This window comes from Thermocrispum municipale DSM 44069 (assembly GCF_000427825.1).
Lineage (GTDB): Bacteria > Actinomycetota > Actinomycetes > Mycobacteriales > Pseudonocardiaceae > Thermocrispum > Thermocrispum municipale.
Genome location: NZ_ATYT01000005.1, coordinates 24,447 through 49,937 on the forward strand (window position 1 = coordinate 24,447; position 25,491 = coordinate 49,937).

General features: G+C 68.8%; 22 protein-coding genes, 1 tRNA gene and 2 pseudogenes. 13 read left to right on the forward strand and 12 right to left on the reverse strand.

From position 1 onward, the window contains the following. Nucleotides 1-11: 11 nt before the first annotated feature. The 3 genes from hsaD to YWM_RS0105355 form a co-directional block, all read right to left on the reverse strand. Entirely contained in the window at nucleotides 12-893 is an 882-nt protein-coding gene (gene hsaD, locus YWM_RS0105345; RefSeq protein WP_245565929.1) for a 4,5:9,10-diseco-3-hydroxy-5,9,17-trioxoandrosta-1(10),2-diene-4-oate hydrolase, read from the reverse strand. Nucleotides 894-1,102: 209 nt separating this feature from the next. Then, nucleotides 1,103-1,654, reverse strand: coding sequence for a 3-phenylpropionate/cinnamic acid dioxygenase subunit beta (locus tag YWM_RS0105350; RefSeq protein WP_043659811.1), 552 nt, complete (start codon nucleotides 1,652-1,654; stop codon nucleotides 1,103-1,105). After that, nucleotides 1,651-2,979, reverse strand: a complete 1,329-nt coding sequence (locus YWM_RS0105355; RefSeq protein WP_028849854.1) for an aromatic ring-hydroxylating oxygenase subunit alpha — start codon at nucleotides 2,977-2,979, stop codon at nucleotides 1,651-1,653. Before YWM_RS0105355 ends, YWM_RS0105350 begins: the two co-directional genes overlap by 4 nt. Before the next feature lie 939 nt (nucleotides 2,980-3,918). Here YWM_RS0105355 and YWM_RS0105360 point away from each other — a divergent pair. The 3 genes from YWM_RS0105360 to YWM_RS0105370 all read left to right on the forward strand — a co-directional run bounded on the left by YWM_RS0105360 (nucleotide 3,919) and on the right by YWM_RS0105370 (nucleotide 6,592). Beyond that, nucleotides 3,919-4,680 (forward strand): SDR family NAD(P)-dependent oxidoreductase, encoded by a 762-nt coding sequence (locus YWM_RS0105360; RefSeq protein WP_028849855.1) that lies wholly within the window; start codon nucleotides 3,919-3,921, stop codon nucleotides 4,678-4,680. Nucleotides 4,681-4,713: 33 nt separating this feature from the next. Next, nucleotides 4,714-5,898 carry a thiolase family protein gene (locus YWM_RS0105365; protein ID WP_028849856.1) on the forward strand — a complete coding sequence of 395 codons (1,185 nt, stop codon included), beginning with the start codon at nucleotides 4,714-4,716 and terminating at the stop codon, nucleotides 5,896-5,898. Nucleotides 5,899-6,013: 115 nt separating this feature from the next. Beyond that, on the forward strand, nucleotides 6,014-6,592 hold the full coding sequence (locus YWM_RS0105370) for a TetR/AcrR family transcriptional regulator (protein ID WP_028849857.1): 579 nt from the start codon (nucleotides 6,014-6,016) through the stop codon (nucleotides 6,590-6,592). A gap of 58 nt (nucleotides 6,593-6,650) precedes the next feature. On the opposite strand, the gene YWM_RS0105375 is transcribed toward YWM_RS0105370, so the two are convergent. From YWM_RS0105375 to YWM_RS0105390, 4 genes are all read right to left on the reverse strand, one after another. Beyond that, nucleotides 6,651-8,024 carry an alpha/beta hydrolase gene (locus YWM_RS0105375; RefSeq protein WP_169720961.1) on the reverse strand — a complete coding sequence of 458 codons (1,374 nt, stop codon included), beginning with the start codon at nucleotides 8,022-8,024 and terminating at the stop codon, nucleotides 6,651-6,653. A 304-nt stretch (nucleotides 8,025-8,328) separates the two neighbouring features. After that, the gene (locus YWM_RS0105380) at nucleotides 8,329-9,108 is read right to left on the reverse strand and encodes an enoyl-CoA hydratase-related protein (protein WP_043659816.1); all 780 of its coding nucleotides are present in this window, start codon (nucleotides 9,106-9,108) and stop codon (nucleotides 8,329-8,331) included. Continuing rightward, a complete protein-coding gene (locus tag YWM_RS0105385; RefSeq protein ID WP_245565930.1) occupies nucleotides 9,101-10,735 on the reverse strand; it encodes a long-chain fatty acid--CoA ligase in 1,635 nt (544 codons plus the stop codon). Before YWM_RS0105385 ends, YWM_RS0105380 begins: the two co-directional genes overlap by 8 nt. 78 nt (nucleotides 10,736-10,813) lie before the next feature. After that, nucleotides 10,814-11,950, reverse strand: coding sequence for an acyl-CoA dehydrogenase family protein (locus YWM_RS0105390; RefSeq protein WP_028849861.1), 1,137 nt, complete (start codon nucleotides 11,948-11,950; stop codon nucleotides 10,814-10,816). Nucleotides 11,951-12,074: 124 nt separating this feature from the next. Here YWM_RS0105390 and YWM_RS27220 point away from each other — a divergent pair. Beyond that, a pseudogene (locus YWM_RS27220) lies at nucleotides 12,075-12,170 on the forward strand (hypothetical protein); the annotation flags it as partial. Here the strand turns inward: YWM_RS27220 and YWM_RS27225 are convergent. The 3 genes from YWM_RS27225 to YWM_RS0105405 form a co-directional block, all read right to left on the reverse strand. Further along, nucleotides 12,143-14,047: a TrbL/VirB6 family protein gene (locus tag YWM_RS27225; RefSeq protein ID WP_483855300.1), complete on the reverse strand. Its 1,905-nt coding sequence runs from the start codon at nucleotides 14,045-14,047 to the stop codon at nucleotides 12,143-12,145. The pseudogene YWM_RS27220 and the gene YWM_RS27225 overlap by 28 nt on opposite strands. A gap of 3 nt (nucleotides 14,048-14,050) precedes the next feature. After that, nucleotides 14,051-14,368, reverse strand: a complete 318-nt coding sequence (locus YWM_RS0105400; RefSeq protein WP_028849862.1) for a pilin — start codon at nucleotides 14,366-14,368, stop codon at nucleotides 14,051-14,053. 200 nt (nucleotides 14,369-14,568) lie between these two features. Beyond that, on the reverse strand, nucleotides 14,569-15,624 hold the full coding sequence (locus tag YWM_RS0105405) for a hypothetical protein (RefSeq protein WP_028849863.1): 1,056 nt from the start codon (nucleotides 15,622-15,624) through the stop codon (nucleotides 14,569-14,571). A gap of 538 nt (nucleotides 15,625-16,162) precedes the next feature. On the opposite strand from YWM_RS0105405, the gene YWM_RS0105410 reads away from it, so the two are divergent. The 8 genes from YWM_RS0105410 to YWM_RS0105450 all read left to right on the forward strand — a co-directional run bounded on the left by YWM_RS0105410 (nucleotide 16,163) and on the right by YWM_RS0105450 (nucleotide 23,443). After that, nucleotides 16,163-17,278: a hypothetical protein gene (locus YWM_RS0105410; protein ID WP_028849864.1), complete on the forward strand. Its 1,116-nt coding sequence runs from the start codon at nucleotides 16,163-16,165 to the stop codon at nucleotides 17,276-17,278. After that, the gene (locus YWM_RS22300) at nucleotides 17,275-18,498 is read left to right on the forward strand and encodes a TRM11 family SAM-dependent methyltransferase (RefSeq protein ID WP_052344589.1); all 1,224 of its coding nucleotides are present in this window, start codon (nucleotides 17,275-17,277) and stop codon (nucleotides 18,496-18,498) included. The genes YWM_RS0105410 and YWM_RS22300 overlap by 4 nt, the downstream gene beginning before the upstream one ends. Continuing rightward, nucleotides 18,495-19,877, forward strand: coding sequence for a DNA cytosine methyltransferase (locus tag YWM_RS25105; RefSeq protein ID WP_156914660.1), 1,383 nt, complete (start codon nucleotides 18,495-18,497; stop codon nucleotides 19,875-19,877). The genes YWM_RS22300 and YWM_RS25105 overlap by 4 nt, the downstream gene beginning before the upstream one ends. Then, complete coding sequence (locus YWM_RS0105430) at nucleotides 19,874-20,833, forward strand: hypothetical protein (protein WP_052344591.1); 960 nt, start codon at nucleotides 19,874-19,876, stop codon at nucleotides 20,831-20,833. The genes YWM_RS25105 and YWM_RS0105430 overlap by 4 nt, the downstream gene beginning before the upstream one ends. Before the next feature lie 59 nt (nucleotides 20,834-20,892). After that, nucleotides 20,893-21,417 carry a VUT family protein gene (locus tag YWM_RS22320; RefSeq protein WP_043659822.1) on the forward strand — a complete coding sequence of 175 codons (525 nt, stop codon included), beginning with the start codon at nucleotides 20,893-20,895 and terminating at the stop codon, nucleotides 21,415-21,417. After that, nucleotides 21,414-22,319 (forward strand): deazapurine DNA modification protein DpdA family protein, encoded by a 906-nt coding sequence (locus YWM_RS22325; protein WP_245565931.1) that lies wholly within the window; start codon nucleotides 21,414-21,416, stop codon nucleotides 22,317-22,319. The genes YWM_RS22320 and YWM_RS22325 overlap by 4 nt, the downstream gene beginning before the upstream one ends. Before the next feature lie 315 nt (nucleotides 22,320-22,634). Continuing rightward, complete coding sequence (locus YWM_RS26575; RefSeq protein ID WP_156914661.1) at nucleotides 22,635-23,189, forward strand: recombinase family protein; 555 nt, start codon at nucleotides 22,635-22,637, stop codon at nucleotides 23,187-23,189. Beyond that, nucleotides 23,186-23,443 (forward strand): hypothetical protein, encoded by a 258-nt coding sequence (locus YWM_RS0105450; RefSeq protein ID WP_028849867.1) that lies wholly within the window; start codon nucleotides 23,186-23,188, stop codon nucleotides 23,441-23,443. The genes YWM_RS26575 and YWM_RS0105450 overlap by 4 nt, the downstream gene beginning before the upstream one ends. A gap of 125 nt (nucleotides 23,444-23,568) precedes the next feature. On the opposite strand, the gene YWM_RS0105455 is transcribed toward YWM_RS0105450, so the two are convergent. Next, nucleotides 23,569-23,904 (reverse strand): hypothetical protein, encoded by a 336-nt coding sequence (locus YWM_RS0105455; protein ID WP_028849868.1) that lies wholly within the window; start codon nucleotides 23,902-23,904, stop codon nucleotides 23,569-23,571. An 87-nt stretch (nucleotides 23,905-23,991) separates the two neighbouring features. Here YWM_RS0105455 and YWM_RS27230 point away from each other — a divergent pair. Further along, nucleotides 23,992-24,654, forward strand: a pseudogene (locus YWM_RS27230) (recombinase family protein); the annotation flags it as partial. A gap of 658 nt (nucleotides 24,655-25,312) precedes the next feature. On the opposite strand, the gene YWM_RS0105470 reads toward YWM_RS27230, so the two are convergent. Next, nucleotides 25,313-25,388: transfer RNA gene (locus YWM_RS0105470), tRNA-Arg, on the reverse strand. Nucleotides 25,389-25,491 lie beyond the last annotated feature (103 nt).

Sequence of the window (25,491 nt, forward strand, 5' to 3'; positions counted from 1 at the left end):
CCAAGATCGCTTTACGAAGATGCCAGGAAGCTGACCGTCAGCCTGTTGAACTCGTCGCGGTGCTCCAGCTGGGCCCAGTGCCCGCACCGGGGGAACACGTGCAACCGCGCATCGGGCATGCGCTTGAGCAGGAAGAAGGCGCCATCCAGCGGGAGCACCCGGTCATCGCGCCCCCACACCAGCAGGGTCTTGTGCTGGATCCGGTGCACGTCCCGCCACAGCTCTTCCGGCAGCCCGTCGCCGTCCGGGCCGAACGCCTGGTACAGCCGGGTCGCGTAGTCCATCGCCTCGGGAGTGGTCGCGGAGGCGAACCGGTCCTGCAGCACCTCCGGTGGCACCGTCTTCGGCTCGTAGCTCATGATCTCGATGAGGTGCTTCATCCGGTCGATGCTGGGACCGGGTGGGGCGTAGAACGAGAAGAGGACCTTGAGCCCTTCCGAGGGGTCCGCGGAGAAGATGTTCAGCGCTCCGCCCGCGGGCCCCATCAGCACCAGCCGGTCGACCCGGTCGGGGAAGTCCAGAGCCAGTTTCAGCGAGGTGCCGCCACCGAGGGAGTTGCCCACCAGGTGCACCTGCGGGATGTCCAGCGACTCGAGCAACTGGTCCAGCACCCGCGCGTTGAAGGTCCAGACCCCGTCCTTGACCACGGGCTTGTCGGATTTCCCGTAGCCTGGCTGGTCGACGACGAGCACCCGGAAGTGCTGGGAAAGCCCGGCGACATTCTGCGAGAAGTTGCTCCAGCCCGATGCGCCGGGGCCACCACCGTGCAGCAGCACGAGCGGCGGCCGTGCTTCGGCCGCGGCCGTACGCGCGCCCGTGTCGTGGTAGTGAATGCGAAGATCTTCAAGGTCGGCGAAACGCGAGGTTTCGTCGGCGGTGAGATTGTCACTCACGCGCGTCATACTGCTTGCCTCCGTAGTGCATCCGGGCTGGTGTTCAACGATTCCGGCCCGCGTTTCCCGCGGACCAGGTTTGACTGTTTCCGGGGCCGAGCCGGCCGAACCGGACCGCTGCGGGAAAACGGATGCGGCCCGAGTTCGGCCAACTCGCGTACAACCGGCCAGAACTGGACGGTTCACGCCCGGAATCGGCCACTACGACATCAGAAGAAGATGCTCATGTTCTTGGCGAGAATCAGGGTCTGGTCCAGGTAGATCGCACGGCGCGCGATCAACCAGCCGTAGTCCGCGTCCTCGCTGCGCCGCAACACGTCCTGGCGGAAGCCGACGAACAAGTCGACGTCCCGGTCGAGACGGCCGCGGTAGAGCAGGATGTTGCTGCGCACCAGGAGTTCGGCGGGCGAATCCCCCGGCTCGATGATCACGTTGTGCACCATGTGCCGGGTTCGCGAAGGCGGCTCCTCCGCCCACGCCATACCCGACCGGATCCGGGTGACCCGCTCCTCCAGTGCGCGCTTGTTCTCGTCGAAATGCGCGACCTCGTTCGGCGCCGAGAACTCCTTGTCGAGTTCACGTTCGTAGCGAACCGACCTGGTCGGCATCCAGTAGTGGATGTCATCGCTGAACAGGTCGAGCCATTCCTCGAACCGCCGCTCGTCGAGGAAGCGGGCCTCCAGGTAAAGGAACTGCTCGATCTGGTGCTGCAGTTCGGCGTCGACCGAAGTGACGGGGGAACTCTCCAGTTGCGCGGTCATCCGGACACCTCCACGGCTGCTCCGACCGATGCCATCAGTTCGTCCCAGGACATCCCGCTGGCCATATCCGCCCACCGCCGGTAGAAGCCGCGGGCCGCCATCTCGCAGTAGACCCGGTTCACCTTTCCCGGGAAATCGGGGTCGTCATGCCATTCGTGGCCAAGGCCCATCTGCACGTTGAAGCTGCTCTGCCTGGCCATGTGACCACGCAGCACGCGCTGGATCTCGCTCCAGTTCTCACCGTCGTCCTGCTCGAACATGCCGGCCACGCTGAACGTGCGACCGGTACCGATGCGCTGCGCCTCACGCACGTCGGCCGGGGCGTTCTTGTCCACCAGCGTCCAGGCCCAGACCTCCATCTCGTTCGGGCCCTTGGGATGCCAGATCCGCAGCGTGTTGATGCCGGGCAGGAAGGAGAAGTTCGGGAACAGCGTCGCGTGCGCGCCACGCATCCGCTGGGCCCGCGCGTCGCCGAGCCGTTCGACCGCCTCCGGGTTGCCGCCCTGGAACCAGTCGGCCGGCTTCTGCCCCACGATGTTGGCCAGCACGTCACCGGACTCCACGAAGAACCCGGTGCCGTGGCCCAGTTCTGAGCTGAACTGGCGGCCCTTCATGCCCTCCATCGGGAAGACTTCCTCGTCGACGTCCTGGTCGTCCGGGGTCAGTGCGAGCACCGCCGAGGCATGGCTGATCGGCGCGTGGTACATGTCGCTGCAGAACTGCTCCGCCGCGAACTTCCAGTTCGCCGGGAACACCCATCGGTGCGCACCGCCGAGGAGTTCGGTACCGGCCTCGGTCCGGTCGGCGAATGCGTCGAAGTAGAACCGGAAGTCGCCGATGTAGTCGATCAGGGGTGGTGCGGTGGGGTCCCAGGTGCCGAAGATGAATCCCCTGTAGTTGTCCACCTGGGCCACCTTGATGGCGCCCCATTCGGCCTTGTTGATCTCGTTGTGGTAGGCGTCGTCCTCGCTCGGGACGCCGACGAGGTTGCCGGACAGGTCGTAGGTCCACCCGTGGTAGCTACAGGAAAAGCTCTTGGCAGAACCCGCGTCCGCCCGGCACAACCGCATTCCGCGGTGCCGGCACTGGTTCATGAAGACCCCGACCGAACCGTCTCGCTTACGCACCACGAGCACCGGGTCCTCGCCCATGTACGTGGTCATGTAGTCGCCGGGATTCGGGATCTGACTGTCGTGTGCGAGAAACAGCCAGCACCGCGCGAAGACGTTCTTCAGCTCCTGCTGGTAAATCTCTTCGTCCTGGTAGATCCGGGGATCCACCGTGCCCTGTTTGGCGTCCACCAAACCTCGGATATCCAGTGCCAATTCAGGCCTCCTTCGAGCCGTGCCCTTGGGCCTCACACCGTTCGCCTCGCTGCCAGCGATGCCGACGGCCGCACGGAGGAGCCTGGTCTCCGCTTTCCGCACCGCACCGTCGCGTTGGTTCAGTCAGTGTGGACTCGGGCACAACTCCGGACATCCGTGAAAAGTACGGAACCCAGGTCGAGGTCACCGGTGGTTCGCCGAAGCCTTTGTGAATGTCCGGCCACAGTGGATCAGGGAAAGCACGGCGGAATCCCGCGTCCGGGGATCTTGACAACGGAACCACAGTGGATCCCGTCCGGGATGCGAGCCACTCAGAGTGTCCAACAGCCAGGGCTGGTCACCGGAATGCAGGCTTGACGCCCGAACCTTGCGAGAAACGCGAGGTTCAGCCGGAACGCCCGCGCTCACGAAGGCCGCCTCGGCGCCAGGGAGACCAGTGCTGGGCGTGTGTTCGTGGGTGCGCCGGGTGGGTGAGAGTGGCCCAGAGCCAGCTGATTTCGTTGCAGGGTAACGGGATCAGCCGATCTGGATCGGTTCTGGCGCCTCTTCTGCGGGCGTGGCGGGGTGCGGCCGCGTTCGGTGTGGGCGGTCACGGCCGGGAATGCCGCGGCGAGCATCGCGAGGGTGATGTGCCGGTGCCAGGCTTCGGCAGCCGCACCGTCAATGTCGACTCGTGAGTCGAACTTCGTCCACCAGGTCAAATACCTACCACATGTTAGAATAATGTCATGACATCCGGCACACCTGACGTCCCGGCCAGCGCTCGTCGCAGGGTGGCGCCCCACCCCGACGGCGGGAGGCGGTGACCGTGAACCTTCCCCGGCTGTTCGTGCCCCCGGCGGACAACTGACCTGACCGGCGTCCCAGCCGGTCATGGTTACTCTATAAATACTAGTCAGTTAGTTAACATTGGTTCGATCGAGGACGAGGAGCACGCGGATGGACATCGAAGGACGCAACGCGGTGGTCACGGGAGGAGCCTCCGGACTCGGACGGGCCACTGTCCTGGCACTGGCACGCGCGGGTGCCCGGGTGGCGGTCCTCGACCGGGACGGCGACGCGGCCAGGCAGGTCGCCGAGCAGTGCGACGGTGACCTGTTGCCCGTCGAGGTGGACGTCGCCGACGAGCAGTCCGTCGACCGCGCGTTCTCAGCCATCAAGGAGAAGTTCGGCACGGTGCACCTGTGCGTGAACGCGGCCGGCGTGGCCACCGCGGGCAAAGTGGTCAGCAAGGGACAGGCACTGCCACTTGCCACCTTCCGCACGGTGATCGAAGTCAACCTGATCGGCCTCTTCGACGTGCTGCGCCGCTGCTCGGAACTGATGGCCGGCAACGATCCGGGGGCCGACGGCGAGCGCGGCGTGATCATCAACGTTTCCTCCGGCGCGGCGTGGCAGGGCCAGAAGGGCCAGGCCGCCTATTCGGCGAGCAAGGCGGGCGTGATCGGTCTGATGCTGCCGGTCGCCCGCGACCTCGCGGCGCACGGGATCAGGGTGGTCACCATCGCCCCCGGGCTCTTCCAGACCGGGATGTCCGCGGGCATGCCGGAGAAGGTGCTCACGGCGCTGGAGCAGATGGTGCTCTACCCGCAGCGGCTGGGTGACCCGGCCGAGTTCGCGGAACTGGTCGGCCACATCGTGACCAACCGCTACCTCAACGCGGCGACCCTGTCCATCGACGCGGGCGCGCGCCTGACCTGACGACGCCCCGCACAACAAGGAAAGGCAGACCAGATGCGCGACGTGGCCATCTCCGGGGTTGGTATGACCACCTTCGGCAAGCACGCCGGCCGGAACATCAAGTCCCTGGTGGCCGAGGCTGTGAGCGAGGCACTCGCCGACGCCCGGCTGCCGGGCACGGCCGAGGGGGTCGATCTTGTCTACTACAGCAACGTGACCTCGGGACTGTTGCAGGGTCAGGAGTCCGTACGCGGCCAGCACGCCATTCACGGCAGCTGTCTCGACGGCATCACCCTGATCAACGTCGAGAACGCCTGCGCGTCCGGCTCCACCGCACTCAACCAGGCATGGCTGGCGGTCGCGTCCGGCCAGGTCGACGTGGCGATCGCGGTCGGCGCCGAGAAGCTGCACATCGAGGACAAGGCACGGGCGTTCGCCGCCCTGACGTCGGCGCTGGACCAGGATCGCCTCGACGAGATCCGCGCGGATCTCGGCAGCACCGGGACCGGCTCCGTTTTCATGGACATCTACGCCAGGTTCGCCACGTGGTACATGGAACGGTCGGACGCGACGCCGGAGGACTTCGCCGCCGTCACCGTGAAGAACCACGAACACGGGATGGCGAACCCGAAGGCGCAGTACGGCGGACGGCTGACGGTCCAGGAGGTGTTGTCCGCACGGAAGGTCAGCGGCCCGCTGACCGTGCCGATGTGTGCCCCGATGAGCGACGGCGCCGCGGCTGTCGTCGTCACCACCCCGGAGCTGGCCGCCCGGGCCGGCGCGGACGCGGTACGCCTGCTCGCGACGGTCGTGGGGGCCGGGCGGGCCGGTGTCTACGGTGAACTCGTCCCGAACGCGGCGCGGCGTGCCTACGAGATGGCCGGGGTCGGGCCCGCGGACGTCGACGTCGTCGAATGCCACGACGCGGCCTCGCCCGCCGAGCTCATCGTGATGGAGGAGCTGGGGCTCTGCGGTCCCGGTGAGGCGCCGTCGATGCTGCGCGCCGGCGAGACCCGGATCGGTGGCCGGCTGCCGGTCAACCCCAGTGGCGGCCTGCAGAGCAAGGGCCACCCCCTGGGCGCCACCGGGCTGGCCCAGGTGGTCGAGCTGGCCGACCAGCTGCGGGACCGGGCCGGCGAGCGCCAGGTGGCCGGCGCGAATATCGGCCTGGCGGAGAACGCGGGTGGCTACATCGGACCGGACGCCGCCGTCGCCACGATCACCATCCTTGGCCGGTAGGCCGCCAAGCCGTCTCGTCCCATCCGTCACGGGCTCGTGCGCACCGCTGGATGCGGTGCGCACGAGTAGTGTTCTCAGCTGGTCATAGCGGGCACGGAAGGCATGGGGATCGGGGATGGCGAGAGACCGGGCGACGGACACCTCCGCGCTCGTGGCGGCTGCGGCTGAGGTTTTCCGGGACAAGGGATACCGCAACGCGACCATTGACGACATCGCGGAAGCCGCGGGGATTTCCAGGCCGACGGTCTACAAGTACACCAAGAGCAAGCGCTGGCTGCTGGACCGCATGGTGGACACCGTGACCGAGGATCTCGGCCGTCGCCTGCGTTCGGTGCTGGACAGCGACGACGACGCGCTGACGCGGCTGCGCCGGGTGATCGCCACGCATGTCGAGGCGGCGACGGTCAACCGGACCTTCTACGCCATCGTGTTCGCTGAGGAGACCGAGCTGTCGGAGGCCGGGCGCCGCCGGTTCCGGTCGTGGGCACACGACGTCACCTCCGATTTCCAGACGCTGCTCGACGAGTGTGTCGAGCAGGTACCGGGCTCCGTCCGGCTGGACACCTGGATCGCCGCGAACCTCATCCTGTCGATGCTGACGTCGCTGTACCGTTGGTACGACCCGGCCGGCCCGACCAGCCCGCAGCAGCTCAGCGAGCAGATCCTGCTGGTCATCGGCAAGGTGCTGCCCTGACGTGCCAGGAACGGGGGAGGAGAGCCGGATCGCTCCCCTCCCCCGTTCGCAACCGCGGTCAGTCGACCTGGATCGTCACCCGGCCGCTGCCGAGGTCCGTGCTGATCGGCAGCCTGCCCTTGGCGTCAGCCACGAACTCCCGCGTGGTGCTCGTGCCGTCAGCGGCCGAGGCGACGACGCGGTGCTTCGAGCCGGGCTGGAACGCCGCGGGGGTGAGCACCTCCGCGGAGCCGGAACCGCGCAGCTGGAAGCTCCTGCCGTCCGCCCGCACGCCGGTCATGTCGAGGAACTCGACCTTGCCGCGTGTCGTGGTGACGTCGTAGCCCCACACGGAGAACGACGTCGCGGTGGTCCGGTAGTCGAACACCTGCGGGTCGGCCACCTTCCGCGCGAACACCTGGTTGGCCATCGGAACGATGTTGTCCCGGTAGACCCGGTAGTTGTTGGCGCCATGCACACCCGGGTACTGGACACGGGTCTCGTTCACGCCCTTCGACGGCAGTTCCCTGGAGTGCATCGCGTACTGCCGGGCCAGCACCAGTTCCACCGCCGCGGCGGCCGGGTTGGTCACCGGCGACAGCCGCATGCAGTCCTTCTGCAGCAACGAAGTGGCCGGCAGGCACGCGTCGCCGGTGCTGGACAGTACCGCCGCGTCGATGCCACCGAGGTTGGACACGAGGTCCTTCGGGTTGAAGCCGCGCCAGTCGGCCTCGTTGGTCAGCGCGGTGCCGTAGCCCTGGTCACGCATGTAGCCGAGACCTTCCCAGATGGCCCGCCCGCCCGGCTCGTCGACCACGTCCAGCGCGCCGCTCACCGAACCGACGAACGCGTACCGGTCCGGGTGCCGCATGCCTTGCAGGTAGGCGGCGACACCGCCCATCGAGAAGCCCATCACGCCCCGGCCGCCGCGGTCGGTGCGGACGTTGAACAGGGCCTCCACCAACGGGTAGAGCTCCTTGTGCAGGAAGCTGTCGGCCTGCAACGTCTCCGCGGTCAGCGGTGGGACGTTGGGGATGGCGTCCTGACGGCCGTCGATCCAGATGCACGTCTCGCAGATCGTGTCCGCGTACGACGTGTCCGGTGCGACCAGGAGGAACTTCGCCCTGTCCAGCTGGGTCTCGAACTGGAAGATGTCCGTCTGCCGCGCGCCACCACCGGGGCCGATGGCGTCGAGAAGCGCCTCGTGCTGCGTGATCGGGCCGAGCACCGGGTTGTCCAGCGGTGACGCGATCGTGCCGTGCAGGTAGTACATGACTGGCAGCGGAGCCCCGGTGCTGCTGTAGCTGGTGGGCAGGTAGACCCGGTTGGTGATCCTCTTGTGCAGCAGCGGGCTGTCGAAGACCAGGTCCAGCACGTTCGCGTTGCCTGCCTGCGGTGTGATCTGCACGTTCCACCCGCGGTACGGGTCGGGCAGGCCCGCGGTCGAGGGCACTCGGTCCTCCTGCGCGCTGGCCGAGGTGACGGAGCTCGCGACGGCGGCAACCGCCGCGAGCAAAGCCGATGCGACCGCTTTGCGCGACGCACCTCTCCCAAGGAACCCCATTGTTCCGTGTCCTTTCCCTGAATTGGCATGGGATACGAGCGACGTGCGCGTCTCGTCATCACGCCGGCACGACTTGAAAGAGCCGGGCTGGGCGCATCGCGGCGCTCCAGCAAAGTTAACTAACCAGGCAGTATTGTAAGGCGAGTGTGACGCATGTCAACCCGAACCAAATGATCGAGCGGGCCGCCTCAGTTCATCGTCCCGTCCATCGCGGCGGGCGCTTCTCCAGGAAGGATGCCGGCCCCTCCTTGAAGTCCTCGGTGCGGGCGAGGTCGGCCAGCAGCCGGTCGGCCAGTTCCCACCGGGCGTCCTCGGGCAGGTCCCGGCCGGCGAGGATGGCGGCGCGGGAGGCCCGCACGGCGAGCGGAGCGTTGGCGCAGATGGATTCCGCCAGCCGCAGCGCCTGCTCGCGCAGCGCCTCCGGCGGCACCACCCCGGACAGCAGGCCGAGCTGGACGAACCGTTCGGCCGGCCACGGCACGGCGGTCATCGCCAGTTCGAGAGCGGCCTTCTCACCGATCAGCCTCGGCAGGTTGGCCAGCGCACCACCGACGGCGAGCAGCGACCGGGCGGCCTCCGGGATGCCGAGGCGTACTCCCCGCGCGGCCAGCACGAGATCGCACGCGATCGCGATCTCCATCCCGCCGGCGAGCGCGTCGCCGTTGAGCGCCGCGATGACCGGTTTCGTCCTTTCGCGACGAACGAGTCCGGCGAAGCCGCCGCGTTCGGTGACCAGCTCGCCGAGCCCACCGTTGGCGACCACCTTGAGGTCGGCGCCCGCGCAGAACACCGGCCCGTCCCCGGTGAGCACGCCCGCCCAGAGCTCGTCGTCCCCTTCGAGCAGGTCGATGGCGGCCTCCAGATCCCGGGCCACGGCGCCGTTCACCGCGTTGCGGGCCTGCGGTCGCGCGAGTGTCATGACCAGTACTCGTCCCGAGCGCTCGACGCGCACGGGGCTCTGCGGCTCACTCATCGCCGGCGCTCGGGTCGTAGAGGTTGCGGTACTGGGCCACGATGGTCTTCTTGCTCGTCTTGCCGACACTGGTCTTCGGGATCTCGGACACGAACCGGATCTGGTCGGGCAGTTGCCAGCGGGCGAAGCCGCTGTCGAGCAGCAGAGTCCGGATGTCGTCGTCGGTGACCGTGCCGCCCTCCCGGCGGATCACCAGCGCGAGCGGGCGTTCCTGCCACTTCGGGTGCGGCAGGCCGACAACCGCGGCGTCGAGCACGTCCGGGTGGCCGATGATGGCGTTCTCCATGTCGATCGACGAGATCCACTCGCCGCCGCTCTTGATCACGTCCTTGATCCGGTCGACGATCTTCAGGTAGCCGTTCTGGTCGATGGTGGCCGCGTCGCCGCTGCGCCAGTAGCCGTCGAGGAAGTTGCCCTCGGTGCCAGGCGCGTTGTAGTACCTGCCGGCGATCCACGGCCCGCGCATGCACACCTCACCGACACTGACTCCGTCGTGCGGCACCTCCTCACCGTCGGCGCCGACGACCCGGACATCCACGCCGGTGACCAGCAGTCCCTGCTTGCGCTTGAGGTCCCACCGCTCCTCCTCGGTCAGGCCGGCCAGCGACGGCTTCAGCCGGTAGTTCACCGCGACCAGCGGGGTGGTCTCGGTGGCACCGTAGGCGTGGATGATCTCCGCCCCGGTCAGTTCCTTGAAGCCGCGCATCATCGACAGCGGTGGCTCGGTCGCCCCGGAGAGGAACCGGGCGCGGCTGAAGTCGGGCTTGTCCGGCAGGGTGCGGATGTACTGCAGCATCGGCTGGAAGATCGCCGGGGCGCCACACGCGATCGTGACCTTCTCCTGGATCATCAGGTCCACCAACGGATTGGTGTCCTCCGCGGTATAGCGGCCGGGAAAGACCAGCTTCGCCCCCATCATCGCGCACGCGTAGAACAGGCCCCACGACTGGCCGTGGAACATCGGGACGATCAGGCAGGCACAGTCGTCGCTGCTGATCCCGAGGTACGCCGCCATGGTGATGGAGTGCAGGTAGATGTTGCGGTGCGAGTAGTAGACGCCCTTGGGGCGTCCGGTCGTGCCGGAGGTGTAACAGGCGCTGTAGGCACTGTTCTCGTCGACCTGCGGCCAGTCGTAGACGTCGTCGGCCTCGGCCAGCAGCTCCTCGTAGCCGTGCACCGGGCCGAGTGTCGTCTTGATCTCGCCGACCGGCCGGTCGGACATCACCACGTAACCCTTGACGTTCTTGAGGTTCGGCGCGATCGCCTCGGCGATCGGCAGCAGCGACTCGTCGACGAAGATGTAGGACACCTCGCTGTGCGTGGCGACGTAGGTCAGATCCTCCGTCGAGATGCGCAGGTTCATCTGCAGCAGCGCCGCGCCGGTGCCGGGAATGGCGAAGTAGAGCTCGAAATGGCGGTGGGTGTTCCAGTCCAGCACACCGACCCGCTCGCCCGGCTGCACACCCAGCGACTCCAGGGCGTTGGCCAGCCGCATCATCCGCCGGTACGCGTCCGCGTAGGTGTAGCGCTGCAACCCGGCCGACGTGCGGTACACGACCTCCTGCTCAGGATAGGTTCGCGCCGCGTGCCGGATGAACGTCGTGGTGTTCAGCTGGACGTCGTTCATCGACGTGGATGGACATCCTTTGACCCTCCGCATACTGGCTCCTTTGCCGTAGTGGGATGTGGTGGGATCTGAGCCGCGTCAACCGACGTACCGGCGGCCGATCAGCTGACGCGCGATGACGAGCTTCTGGATCTGTGGTGTGCCGTCGCCGATCTGTACCCCGCTGACGTCGAGGAGCAGTTGCTGCAGGGGCATCTCGGTGGACCAGCCCACGTGTCCGTGCAGGACGATGCAGTCGTTGATGGCCTGGACCGCCACGCGCGGCGCCCACCACTTGCACATCGCCGCTTCCCTGGTGTGCGGCAGGCCAGCGGCCCGCAGGCCCAGCGTGCGGTAGCACAGCCACCGCGCGGCCTCCAACTGCGTGTCGTGCTCGGCGAGGTTGAACGACACGCCCTGGAAGCGCGCGATGGGCGAGCCGAACGCTTCACGGTCCCGGACCCATTCGATGGTCGCCTCCATGGCCCGGCGGGCCGCGCCCACCACCATCAGGCCAAGCAGCGTCCGGGTCAGGTCGAAGTCGGCCAGCAGGGCGGCCAGCCCGCTGCCCGTTCCGGCGATCTCGTGTTCGGCGGGGACGAAGGTGTCGTCGAAGGTCAGACCGGCCCGGCTCAGCGGACGGAAACCGGGGTCGGCGATGCGCTGCCGGGTGACCGTCGGATCGTCCAGGGCGACCAGCAACCGCCGTGTTCCCCGGGATCCCGCGTCCGGGTCGCACGTCGCCACGACGATGGCGTGTGCGGCGTGCATACCCAGTGTCACCGAGGTCTTCTCACCGGACAGCAGGTATCCGCCGGGGACCGGCCGCGCCCGGACGGACGTCGCGCTGGCGTCCGAGCCGCCCCTGGGTTCGGTGAGCGCCAGTGCCAGGAGCTGCTCCCCCGCGGTCACCGCCCGGACGATCGGACGAGCGACCGGCTCGGGCAGGCCCGTGAGCACGCCCTGCGCCAGCACCGTGGCGAAGATCAGGTAGGAGAGGTTGAAGTCGGCCTTGGCCATCTGCTCGCAGGCGATGCCGACGGTGACCGGATCGGCGCCCTGGCCGCCGGCGTCCTCGGGCAGCGACAGCCCCAGCAGGCCGTGCCGTCCCAGCTGTGCCAGCTCTGGCCAGCACATGTCGTCGCTGGTCGCCCTGGCAAGGTAGCCATCGTGGAATTCGCGCCGAGCCAGCGTCGCGACCGACTCCTCGAACGCCTGGTGTTCGGGGGAAAACACGAAGGCAGAATCTAGTACCTTAGATAGCACGAATCTAGTATAAGAGTTTGTGCCGCAGACTGTCGAGAGGAGCCCGGACGTGTCCGAGCGCGGAACCGTTCCAGAACGCACGGCGCGCCACATGATGCGCGAGGCGTACCGCCGCGAACTCAAGCCAGGCGACCGACTGGCCTCGGAGGCCGCGCTGATGGGCTACTTCGACGTGTCCCGGGGCTCGCTCCGGGAGGCGCTGCGGTTGTTGTCCTTCCTCGGCGCCATCGACGTCCGTTCCGGACCTGGCGGCGGACCCCGGATCGCCGTCCAGTCGTCACCGAGCGGCAGGGCTAGCTGGCGGCCCTGCGGACCGGAGGACTTCGGGGCCGGACCGGGCTTCGTCTTCGGCGCTGGCTTGCCCGTTGGGCGGGTCCGGCGCACACCGGGCAGCGGCAGGACGTACTGCCCGTTCGCGGTGGTTTGCGCGTTGGCGTACGGGTTGGACGAACCGCTGCCGCCGCTGGAACTTCCGCCGCCGTTGCCGCCCCGGCCGCCGCCCGAGGGGCGAGGCTTCGGGCTCTTGCCGCGACCGCCGCCGCCGAGCAGACCGAAGGTCTTGTAGGCGACGAACGCCCGGACCAGCGACCCGATCAGACCGCGACCGCCGCCCCCGCCGCGCACCGAGGACAGCACCCAGAACGGGATCTTGAACAGGATGTACATCAGCGCGAGCGCGACCAGGAGGTTGACCAACCCGGACATGGTCGGGCCGAAGATTGTGAACCCGCCGGGGGCGAGGAACACCTTCATCGCGGTGATCAGCGTCAGGCTCTGGCCGAGTTGGATGCCCAGGCACCCGCCGTAGGCTTTCCACCACCAGTAGGCGATGCCCTCGGTCTGCGGCAGGGCGTGGAACATCAGCGCCAGCGGCGCCCCGGCGATGAGGATGATGGTCAGCGCGACCCGCACCACGTAGGTGATGAGCAGCGCGACGAGCATCCCGGCGAGGAAGATGCCGATGAAGATGATCCAGATGCCACCGTTGAGACTGCCCAGCACGAGGTTGCGCAGCGTCTCGCCCGCGGAGTTCGCGTCGACCCCGCCGCCCATGATCGCCGCGACGAGCGCGTTGGCGATCTGGATGCCCTTGGTCGCCACCCACAAGCTCAAGGCGCCGGCCAGGAACCCGACCACCAGACGCGGCGCGAGCTCCTTGATGGAGTGTCGGGTCTGGACGGTCTGGTAGCCCATCGCGATGACCCCGGCGATGAGCACCAGCAGGCCGTAGGAGATGAGCAGGATCTGCCAGGAGTTGTCCCACAGCTCGCCCACTCGCGGCAGCGAGTCCGGCATCGGCGTGGTCAGCAGCGTCTTGGACAGCAGATCCAGCAGCGGGTTGAGCGCCTCGGTGACGATGCCCCGGAAGAAGGCGTTGATGGCCTCGGTGATGCAGGCACCGATGTCGGTGATCCCGCAGTCGTCCTCGGTCTGCTCACCCTGTCCCGGCTGTCCCGTGCCGGGGTTGGTCGGCGGCGTGGTGGTAGTGCCGGGCTGCGGGATGCAGCCCTCACCGGTGCACGGCGGCTTGGTGGGCGTGGTCGACTGGTTGAGGCACTCGTACTGGAGCGACCCGGGAAAACAGGTGACCGAGGTCGGCGGCCCGGTCGGGATGGGCAACGGCAGCCCGGTCATGGGCGGTGTCGTCGTCGGCGTGGGCAGCGTGCAGATCGGCAGCGGCGGCGAGCCCGGACCACAGGGGTCCGGGTCGACCGTCGGGATCGGGAGCGGCGGCTGGTTGGTCGGCGGCGCGGGTTGCGCGGCGGCAGCCGGGACCACTGGTGTTCCCGAGTCCGGGGCGAACGCCGCCGAGGCGAGGGTGCCGCCCAACAGGACGACCAGGCTCACCGCCAACGCCACCAGCGCCCGGCTCCGCGTGACGCGGAGGAGTCGCCCGTGCCGGCGGGGCCGCCGGTAGCTCGCGGCCGGAGGCGCGAGCATCTCCCGGCGGTCCGCCGACACCGACCCGCGTTGCGCGGTGGGCGTCGTGTCGTGCAGCGAGCCGACGGTGGGGCCGACCGATGTGCGGCGTGGGGCAGACCTGACCGGCCTGTTCGGCGGGCGCATCGGTCAGGCCCCCACGATGCCCTTGAGCACGGTGACGACCAGTGGAGCGAGAGCCGCCAAGGCGTAGCCGATCCCGGCCGCCTTGAAGCACTCCTTGGCCTTCTCCTGCTCGCCGGGGTCACCGCCGCCGAACACGCGGCGGACGCCGCCGATGGTGAGAAACACCGTGGCCAGCCCGGCGAGGATGCCCATCAGCCAGTTGCGGATGTTGGTCAGGACCTCGTCGACGCTGCCCGCGATCGCGAGCACCACGGTGTCGGCGTGAGCCGTCGCGCCAGAGGCCAGCAGCACCACCACGACCAACTCGGCGACCAGCAGCACGCGTCGACGGAGGTTCCGGCGACGGACGCCGCGCCCCTGAGAGGTCGGAGGTGTGGTGTTGTCACAGCTCGGCTGCAGCGGGCCCGTGCACATCGGCACGTGGGCCCGCGAGGTCGCCTCGCAGCGACTGAGGACGGCCCCGCAGTGGGGCCGGTGGTCACCGGGCCGGCGGGGGTTGTGAGGACGAACAGAGGTACGAGTCAGGCGCATCGCGACACTCCCGAAGTCGTGCCCGAAAGCCGCTGCGCCGAGTGCTGTGACTCGGGATGCGGCGTGGGCGAAGAGGTGGTGTGCGCGGGGGTGTCTGGTCTCCTCCCGCACCCCTGAACTCCGGAAAACCGGCCCTGCGGGGACACGCGATCGCCGACTTTCTTCGCCGCGCGCCCCGCCAACTCAGTGACAGTGCGTGACAGTGCGGCGGGTCGGGCAGAGCGCTCGGCGGCGGCGGTGATGGTCACGGCGTCGGCCACCTGGGTCGCGACATCGCCCTCGTGCGGACCGGCGTGCAAGGTGTCGCTGGTGTCGTCGAGCAGGTAGGCGACCAGGCGGTGCTCGGCGCGCAGACGCGCCTTCTTGGCCGCTTGATAGGAGAGGTCGCGCTCGGCCGCGGCGTCGGCCAGCGGCACGCCTTCCAGCCGGGTGGAGCCGATGAGTTCGGCCTCGGTGGAAGTGATGGCACCGTCCGCGACGGCGCGGGCAAGGACGAAGTCCGGGTGGCCCCACGGGGGCGGCGGCATCGTCGAGCGGAACCCGTGTCCCGAGGGCACCGGCGCGTCCAGTGCCTCGCGCACGGCGGCGTGGCCGGCGCGGTAGGCGGCCCACCTCAGCCGCAACATGACGCGCGGACGACGCAGATCGATCTCGCCCAACTCGGCGACGAACCCGGCGAGCACCGCGGCGTGGATGTCGCTCGGGTCACCGGCGAACTTCGCCGACAAGGTGGCGGCGATGGAGGTGAGTGCGGGCAGCGCGACTCCGACCGCACCGACGGTCCAGGCGCCGCCTTCGGTGCGGGCGAGCAGGACCAGGTGGGCCCACGCCGCGTCGCGCAGTGCCTGCGGACAGCGGCGGCGCAGCAGCCGGTCACGCAGCTCGTTCAACGGCACCCGCCGTGCCGGGAGACCGGGGAACAACCGGCCGTCCACCGACACCGGGTGCGGCCCGGTGACCAGCCACTCGAACGCCGCCCGCGCCGCGTCCAGGGGCATGGAGTCGCGCTCGAAACCCGAGCGCGGAAAAGCTTCACGTGAACTCATGGAATGACTCCCGAAAGCAAGTCGGAATCAACGACTTGCCCAGGACGCCACGGCGGGTAGTACCAACCGATTACCAAACTGGTACCGAACTACTACCGCAGAGGTACCGGCGATCATCAACCTCGCCCGGCAGGCGTCACAAGATCCACATTTAGCGCCCTTATGGATCACCTGGCGAGCGAAAACAAGATCGCAATCGCGATGCCGGTAATACCCCTCTAGCTGGACTTTCGCCGTCGCGGTACTAGTTCGGTACCAGTTTGGTCATCGCTGTGAGCGCGCCGCCACCCGCTGTCACCGACGATGTTACTCACGATCTCGGCGGGTTCGGAAAAAGGCGCTCCGACACTTCTCGTGAACCGTCGCCTCTCTTGGCGCGGGCACGCGCGCGCGAACCCTTCCGGCTATTCGAGTGGCTGTGAATCGGGCTTGAGAAAGTTGCAGGGAGCGTGTCCCCAAAAGGCCCGTATTTCGGAGTTCAGGGGTGTCATCAGCGCCTCACACCGACAGGCGCACCCAGCCTGGCGAAGGGACACCCGTGACCCAGTCCGACGACTCCGCCCGCCGCTCGCCCCGACGGCGCACCGACTCCACCCACCCCGCTCCGGCCCGCCCCGGCGTCCGCCGGGGCGGCGACCGCCGACCGTGGCCGACCGCCCCGACCACCACGCGCGTCAGCCCCGGCAAGCCCGCGACCGACACCGGCCGCACGCGGTCACGCGGCTCGGCGTCCACCCCGACTCCGGCGACCGTCTGGACCGCCGGCACCGCACCGATCGACCTCGCCGCCACCTGGCCCGCGGCCCTCGTCGAGCGGATCGTCACCTCGTTCAGCAAGCCCGCCGAACGAGTCGTGCTGCTGGACTGGCCGACGCCCGAGCGCGCCCGTCCGGCGCTCGGTGTAGTTGGTGCCGACGGTGTCATCGACCACGCGCCCGGCGCCGAGCCGGACCCCGAACTGGCCGACACCATCGCCGTCATCGAGCGTCTCGACCGCGCCGCGCGCATCGAACGCATCCCCGTCGACCCGACCTCGACCGGCCCGGCCTCCCGACCGTTCTGGGCCGACCTCGTCGGCGGCGTGGACCTGGCTCCTGCCACCATCCCCACCGCGCCGGAGGCCACCGTCGCGGCGCCCGTTCCGGACACGGTGACGAACCCCGGCGACGCTGCCGACCTGATCGTGGCGAGCCTGCCGCCGCACCTGTCCGGCAACCACAGCGCGGACCTCGTCGCGCTCTACGCGGCACGGCGTCTCCGTGTCGGCGGCATCCTCGTCGTCCTCACGCACTGTGACTGGACGTCCGGTGAACTGACCGACCCGACGGGCGCTGTGGTGACCGCCGGACAGAACGCCGACCTGCTCTACCTCCAGCACATCGTCGCCCTGCACACACCGGTCCGCGACGGCCGGTTCCACCTCGCAGACACGCCGTCCGACGACCACTCCGGCGGTGTCGTCGGTGAGCGCGACACCGACGACACCGACGCGCGCGCACGCCACCGCGCCGCCGTGCGAGGACTGCCCGCGCCGCATCGGCGCATCCACTCCGACGTCCTCGTCTTCGCCCAGCCGCACGACCACCAGCCGACCTCCGCGGCGTCGCCGAGCGGGCCTGCGAACGCGGACTCGCAACCCGAAGACCTCCGATGACGGCCACGCCCAGGCCCGCGTCGAACGACGACTTCGCCCACCCCGGACCGCACCCCCAGGAAGGCACACCCGTGACGCACGACGCCACCCAACAGCCCATCGCCGAGCCCTCCACACCGACCGCCACAGCGTTCGGCGACGAGCAGACCCAGCGCATCCCGCGCGCGCTCATCGCCGCGCTCGACACCCCACCCACCGCTGTGGACAACTCTGTGGACAGCGGCGAGCAGAAGACCGGCGGGGAGCCGCCCGCGGTGTCGGTGTGGACGACCGCGCAGTCCTCGCCGGCCGCCCAGCGCAAGAACAAGTACACGCCCGAGTCGACCGCGCATCCGGCCAAGATGCTGCCCGAGGTCGTCCGCCACGCCGTCGCCCACTACACCAAGCCCGGCGAGTTGGTGCTCGACCCGATGTGCGGAATCGGCACCACCCTCGTCGAAGCCGTCCGGCTCGGCCGCCGCGCGGTCGGCGTGGAGTACGAACCCCACTGGGTTGACGTTGCGAACGCAAATCTCGACGTCGCGCGGGAGCAGGGCGTCGGCGGTGAGAAGGGGATCGACGCGCGGGTGTTCCACGGCGACGCCCGCCAGCTCGTGACGCTGCTGCCACCGGAGTACGTCGGGCAGGCGGCGCTGGTGGTGACCTCCCCGCCCTACGGTCCCTCGACCCACGGGCAGGTGTCGGTCGCGCCCGGCGCGGGGGTGCAGAAGTACCACCACCTCTACGGCAACACCCTCGACCGCGGCAACCTCGCCAACATCGGCCACCACCGGCTGCTGGCCGGGTTCACGCGCATCCTCGCGGCGCTGCGCACCTTCCTCAAGCCCGGTGGGCACATCGCCATCACCATCCGCCCGTGGCGCGAGCACGCCGAGCTGATCGACCTGCCCTCGCAGATCCTCGCGTGCGGGCGCGCCGCCGGCCTGATCCCGGTCGAGCGCAACGTCGCGCTGCTCGCCCGCGCCGCCGAGACCGACCTCGTGGCCCGCGGGTCGTTCTTCCAGCGCGACTTCATCCGCAAGCAGCGCGAGGCTGGACTGCCCCTGCACCTGATCGCCCACGAGGACGTTCTCGTCTTCCGCACCGCCCTGCACAAGTCCGTCGGCAGCAGCGCGGCCGGCACGTCGACGGGGAACGTGGTCGACCTCGGGCAGTACCGCTCGGCGCGATCCGCGGGTGCCGCGCGTGACGGTGCGGGTGAGCGAGGCCAGGCGGCATGACACGCCGTTCACCGCGCTCGCACCGTGAGCGGGCGGCCCGTCCGCTCACTCTCGTTCCGGCCCCGGCGGTGACGCCGGGGCCGGGGCGGCGGGCCCGCCCTGTCGCCGGGTCCGATCCGGTCGTGGGCTCGTTGTGCACCGGCTACGGCGGCCTGGACCTCGGGGTGCTGGCCGCCCTCGGCGGCGGCCGAATCGCCTGGGTCGCCGACCCCGACCCGCACATCGCTCAGATCCTCGACGCCCGCACACCGGGCATCCCGAACCTCGGCGACCTACGGCACATCGACTGGGCCGCAGTCGAGCCGGTCGACGTGCTCGTCGCGGGGTTCCCCTGCCAGGACATCTCCGCCGCCGGGAAGCGCGCGGGCATCGAGAAGGGAGTCCGCAGTGGGCTGTGGGCCGACATCGTGGCGGGCATTCGCGTACTACGACCCGCGCTCGTCGTGGTGGAGAACGTCGCCGCGCTTCGCTGGCGCAACGGAGGACTCCACCGTGTACTCGGCGACCTGGCCGAAGCGGGGTATGACGCGCTCTGGCGTAGCGTCCGCGCCGCCGACGTCGGAGCCGCGCACCGTCGCGAGCGGGTGTTCCTGCTCGCCTGGTTGCGCGAGCCCGGCCTCGGTCGACGAGGCGGAGATGCTGCCGACGCCGACCGCGCACGACGGCTCCTCCAATGGCGTCAGCGCCGCCAGCAGGCAGGGCGGTCCGTCCCTGCTGGACCGGCTTCGGTTGTTGCCGACTCCGCGAGCGTCGGACACCGGGACAGCGGGCCGCAGGGCCGGAGCGGGGTTCCGGCCACCGCTGTCACAGCAGGTGCTCCCGCTGGTGGACCCCGAGGCATTCCTGCCCACGCCGCGAGCGACGGACGGGACGAAGGGCTGTCCGGCGCAGCGGGGGTCCAAGGGCGACCTGATGCTGCCCTCGGCGGTCATCCGCCTGCTCACCCCGCCGGCGCACCATCTCGCCGGGGACAGCGAGACCGACGACATCTCGTAGCGGTCGCAGACCCCGACCTCGAGGCGAGTTCGGTATCCGGCGCCGAGTCGATGCCGGTGAACTGGGGTGTCTACGAGGCGGCGATCCGCCGTTGGGAAGCGGTGCTGGGCCGCCCGACACCGCACCCGACCCAGCCCGGCAACCACGGCCGCCCGGTGCTCGCCCCCGCCTTCGTCGAGCACCTCATGGGGCTGGCCGAAGGCTGGGTCACCGACCTTCCGTTGCCCCGCACCGCGCAGCTGCGGGCGCTGGGCAACGGCGTGGTTCCCCAGCAGGCCGCCTACGCGGTGGCCCTGCTGCTGGCCGACCTCGCCGAACTCCTCGACATCACCACCGACACCGACCACCGGTCGCCGACCGGGCAGGAGGTGACCGCGGCATGACCACGACCAATCTCGCGGTGCCCGACCCCGGGCCCGCGTTGCGACTGCTGTCCCTGGGCGCAGGAGTGCAGAGCACGACCGTGCTGCTGCTGGCGTGTGAGGGCGAGATCCCGCGCTTCGACGTCGCCCTTTTCGCCGACACAGGCTGGGAGCCGCGCGCCGTCTACGCGAACCTCGACCGCTTGGCGGCGCACGCCGAGAGACACGGCATCCCGGTGCGCCAAGTCTCGGCGGGGAACATCCGTGCCGACGCCCTCGATCCCCGGCACCGCTTCGTGTCCATGCCCCTGCACACACTCAACCCCGACGGGTCGCGAGGGCTCGCGAGGAGGCAATGTACTGCGGAGTACAAGATCACCCCGCTGAAGAAGGCCGCGCGGGAGCTGCTGGGATATCCGCATCCGCGACGTGTGCCGCGAGGGGTCTACGCCGAGCAGGCCATCGGGATCAGCACTGACGAGTTCACGCGCGCGAAGGATTCCGGGCTGAGGTTCCTGCGCAACGTCTTCCCGCTGATCGATCTCGGCTTCGACCGGGCCCGGTGCTTGGAGTTCCTCGCCGAGCGAGGCTTCGGGGAGACCGTGAAGTCAGCCTGTGTCGGATGCCCCTTCCACGGCAACGCGGGCTGGCGTTGGGTGCGCGACAACGACCCGGACGGTTGGGCCGAGGCGGTCGAGTTCGACCGCGCCATCCGCCACGGCTACCCGCACGCCACCAAGCAGGGGCAGGAGTTGCGCGGGCAGTACTTCCTACACCGCTCCTGCGTTCCGCTGGATCAGGTGGACCTTGACGCGCCTGCGAAGTCGAGGACCAAGAAGCATCTACGGCTGATCTCTACCGAGTCGGCGCACGGCGTTGAGGAGGACGGCGACCCAGATGGTTGCTCGCCGTGGTCTTGTCGGTCCGGCGAGCCGATCGCCGGAACAGGACGCGGACCTGGCGAGCGTGCGGCATGAGCGCCGCAAACACGTCATCGCCTCCCGTTGTGCCGTCACCGTCGAGGCGATCGGGTCGGATGGGCTCACAGCACGCGGGATTCGCCGTGGCGGCGATGGTCGGGTACTTGCTCGCGGTCGTCGCCGCCAACATCGCCTCGGTGTGTTGGCCGCCGTTCGTCGTCGGTGGACTAGTTGTTCCTGCGGGCACGGTGTTCGCGGGAGCAAGCCTGACGGCGCGCGACCTCGTCCAGGACAGGCTCGGTGCCCGCGGAGTGGTCATGGGAATCGTGGCCGGGGCGGGACTGTCCGCCGTGTTCGCCTCCCCGCAGATCGCGGTGGCCAGCGTCGTCGCTTTCACTGCATCGGAGATCGTGGACGCGCTGATCTATACGAGGGTGCGTCACCGCTCTCGCCTGGGAGCTGTCGCGATGTCGAACGCCGGTGGGCTCGTGGTCGACAGTGTTCTGTTCGTGCCGTTGGCCTTCGGCGCGTTCACGGCCGTGCCCGGACAGCTCGTCGGCAAAGCGGTCGCCACGCTGCTCACTCTTGCCGCGCTTCGCATCGCGAGCGCGATCGCGTGTCGGGAGGTGACGCGCCCGTGAAGTTCTACCTGGGAACCCATCAACCATCCTGGCTGGCGCGCGACCTCGGCGTGCCGTTCCTGGTCAGCCACCGGCGCCTGGCCGGCCGCCGCTCGCTCCCACGCGCGAGTGGCCCGTGGGCGCTGGACTCCGGAGGTTTCACGGAACTGTCGCTGCACGGCAGATGGCGGACCGACGCCGCCACCTACGTCAAGGCGGTACGCCGCTACGCCACCGAGATCGGCAACCTCGACTGGGCCGCACCTCGCGACCGCATGACCGAAGACCACGTTCTCGCCCGCACTGGCCTGAGCCTGCGCACCCACCAACACCTCACCGTCGTCGACTACCTCCGACTGCGCGACCTGGACCCGGAGCTGCCGTTCATCCCTGTCCTCCAAGGACAGTCGATCACTGACTACCACCGGTGCGCGGACATGTACGAAGAACGCGGCGTCGACCTGGCCGCGCTTCCGTTGGTGGGCGTGGGAAGTGTATGCCGCCGCCAGCACACCGTCGAGGTCGAACGCATCGTGCGCTCGCTGGCCGCCCGCGGCTACAAGCTCCACGCCTTCGGCGCCAAGGTGCTCGGCCTCGCTCGGTACGCCGACGCCATCGCCTCCAGCGACTCGGCATCCTGGAGTCTGCGGGGCCGCCACATGCCCGGTTGCACCTCCACCCACCGAAGCGAGTCCAACTGCCTGCGCTTCGCGCTGGACTGGCACACCCGGCTACTCGCGACTCTCACTCCCTCGGCACCGGCCGAACACCGGCCGGTTGTCGCGCACTCAGTTGCGCCGCCGAGTTCGGCCGTCTCCCGTTTGGTTGACCGACGCCGGATCCACCTTGTCTCCGCAAGGAATCGCGACCCGCAGGAGCAGTTCGAGCACCACGTGGAACTCGCTTCGCGTCGCGCCGCGTGACGCCGACCGGTTCGCTCCTGGGGCCAGGAAAGTCGGCCCACGGACCGTGCCGGACGGTTCGCCCCATCGGGTCCATAGCAAACGTGCCGTACGTGTCTGCTCGGCCCGGAAACGCCGCCCAGTTGGCGCGCGACGGGACGAATCCGCCTGGGGTAGGGGAATCACCGGGCCTGGGGATTGATCGCCGTAGCGGTGCGACGCGAGTGCCGCGTCGCACCGCGCTTGACCGTCTCGGGCGTATGGAGCGTGGATACAGCTACGCCGTCGCAGCGGCGGCGCTTCAACACCAAGCGCTGTAAGAGAAAGGAGCGCGAGATGGCCGCTGACAACAGCCCCGCTCGACGCACCGAAGTCCACACAGGACACCCGCGTGTCGCGTTCTACGGGAAGTGTGGAAGTACTTTGGACGCTCCGTTGTCGCTGTTGCGCCAACTCCACGCGGTCACAACCGCCCTGCTCGACCCCGCCTTGATCTCGGCCTGTTTCGCTGACATCGGCGTGTGGAACCGGCGGGGCGACGACACGCCGCGAGTCCTGTCATTGGCAGGACGTCGAGTGCACGGCGGTCTTGTCGAACTGCTCCAGCGGGCACATGACCGCGATCGCGGGTTCGACGTCGTGGCTTGTGTCGACGAGTCCCGCCTGCCCCGGCGGCTGTCCGAGCACCAAGCAGTTCTCCAGGAGTTCGCGGAGTGCGGAGTGCGCGTCGCCACCCTCACCACCGCCGTCCCACAGGACTTCTCGACATCGTCCGACTCTTCGTCGCACGCATGGCCCTTTGGGGTCTCGCACCAGCCGGCCGAAGTGCACAACCTGATGCGTCAACTGATCTGCAGCCCGACGGCGCGCGCACGGGGTGAGGCGCGATGACGAAGAAGCACGACGGCCACCGACGCCCGCCCGGCCGCGACGATCCGACAAGGCCGTCGTCCACTGCTGGTCGGCGTCGAAAAACGACCGCGCAGCAGTTCGAGCCCGAGGCGCCGGAAGTGGTCTTCGACGTCCAGCTCCTCGACGGACCCGAAGGCGAAGCGCTCGCGCAACAGCAGGCGCGCGTGCTGAGGGAGGTGACCGAATGGCTGGCCCAGAACTCGTCCGCAAGTGGGCGGACGACCAACCAGTAGGCCGCCCACGCAGCCCCTATCGCCGTCACGACGACAACACCGGAGCCGCCGAAGCGCGTCCCCGGCTGCTGCGCTTCGCTTGGGCGGGACGCACCTCAACCTACGACCAGCAGGACCCGACCCTGTCACTGCCCCGGCAACTCCGAGCGTCGCAGCTCGTGCTGCCCGAGGACGCGCTGATCGTGGCGCACTTCTACGACATCGAGTCCGGTCGCAAGGAACTCGCCGCCCGCGGCAAAGGCACCGCGCACGAACAGTTCGACATCCCCATCCCGCGCGACGGCGGCATCCAGGACCTGCTCGCCGAAGCCGAACGCGTCGACCGGCGTTTCGACTTCGTCATCTGCGAGTCCATCGACCGCATCGCCCGCCGCACCTACATCGCCACCGACATCGAGAACCGCCTCGAAAGCGCCGGGGTTCGACTGCTCGCCGCCGACGAACCGTTCAACCTCGCCCACGACGGCACCGGCCGCAAAGCCAAGGTCGCCACCCAACTGCTCACCCGACGGGTCAAGCAGGGCATCTCCGAGTTCTACGTGGTCGAGATGCTAGAGAAGTCCTGGGACGGCATCGCCGTGCACACCGAGGAGGGCTTCAACATCGGCAAACCGTGTTACGGCTACCAAGCCAAACACGTCCCGCACCCGGTCCCGGCCAAGCGAGCCAAGGGCCAGAAGAAGACCTTCCTCGAGCCCAACCCGGCCGAGGCCCCGGTCGTCAAGCGGATCTTCAAGTGGCGCTTGGAGGAGCGCCTCGGCTACCAGCCCATCGCCGACCGACTCAACCGAGATCTGGCGACCAACCCGCCGCCCACGCCGAACACCCCGTCGCGGGCGGTCGGCCTGTGGACCTACTCCAACGTGCGCGACATCCTCACCAACCCGAAGTACACCGGACACATGGTGTGGAACCGCCGTGCCCGCAAGTCCGCTGGCAACCGGCGCAACCCCGTCTCCGAGTGGATCTGGTCACCCGAACCAGTGCACGAGGTGCTGGTCGACCTCGACACCTTCATCCAGGTCCAAGAAGTCAGCGGACACCGCTTCGGCTCCCGCACAGACCCCGGACCGAACACCAAGCACCCGCAGACCAAACGGTCCTACCTCTTCCGCACCTACCTGTTCTGCGACCTGTGCGGGAGGCGCATGAACGGCAAAACCCGACGGCGGGTCTACTACGCCTGCAACCCCAAGAAGGCATACCTCCCCGCCGGCCACCCAGCCGCCGGGGGCGTCTTCGTCCGCGAGGACCACCTGCTGGAGAAGGTCAACGCCTTCCTGTCCGATCACGTCTTCGGCGACTACCGCCGCCAACTGCTCGACGCCAACCTCCGCCAACTCGACGCCACCGTGGCGCAGGAGCGAGAACAGCAGGTCACAGGACTCCGCAGAGCGATCGCCGACATCGACGTCAAGATCAAGCGGACGATCCGCAACTTCGAACTCGTCGACGACCCCGACGAGGACTTCGTCCGTGACATCAACGAGCGGCGCGCCGAGCTCCGGGCCCAGCGCGAGCAGCTCGAAATGCAGCTCGCAGAGGCTGAGCAGCGCATCCTGGCCGCACCCAACCCCGGCCTGCTCGATGCGCTCCCCGTGATGAAGATCGAAGTCGACCAACTACCCGACGAGCTGGCCCGCGCCCTGTTCGAAGCCCTCCGGCTGGAGATCCGCTACAACCGCGACACCAACACCGCCACCTGCCGGGTCACCCTGACCGGCCCTACCATCACCGCCGCCAGCCGGACTGCCCACGACGCGGCGGTCATCTCGCTCGACGCTGCGCGGCAACGCCGTCAGCAGCGCAAACAAGAGAATACGGAACAGGACCGTCACCCATCGGGTGACGGTCCTGTTCCCATCCTTGTGGTGCCCCCGGTAGGATTCGAACCTACGACACCCGCTTTAGGAGAGCGGTGCTCTATCCCCTGAGCTACGAGGGCTGATGGTGTCAGAGTAGCGGGTCCGGTAAAGCTTGTTGCACCCTAATCCCGGCTCGCGCGTACGGCGATGCGTTCTTCGGCGTCTTACTAGGTAGCCTCAACG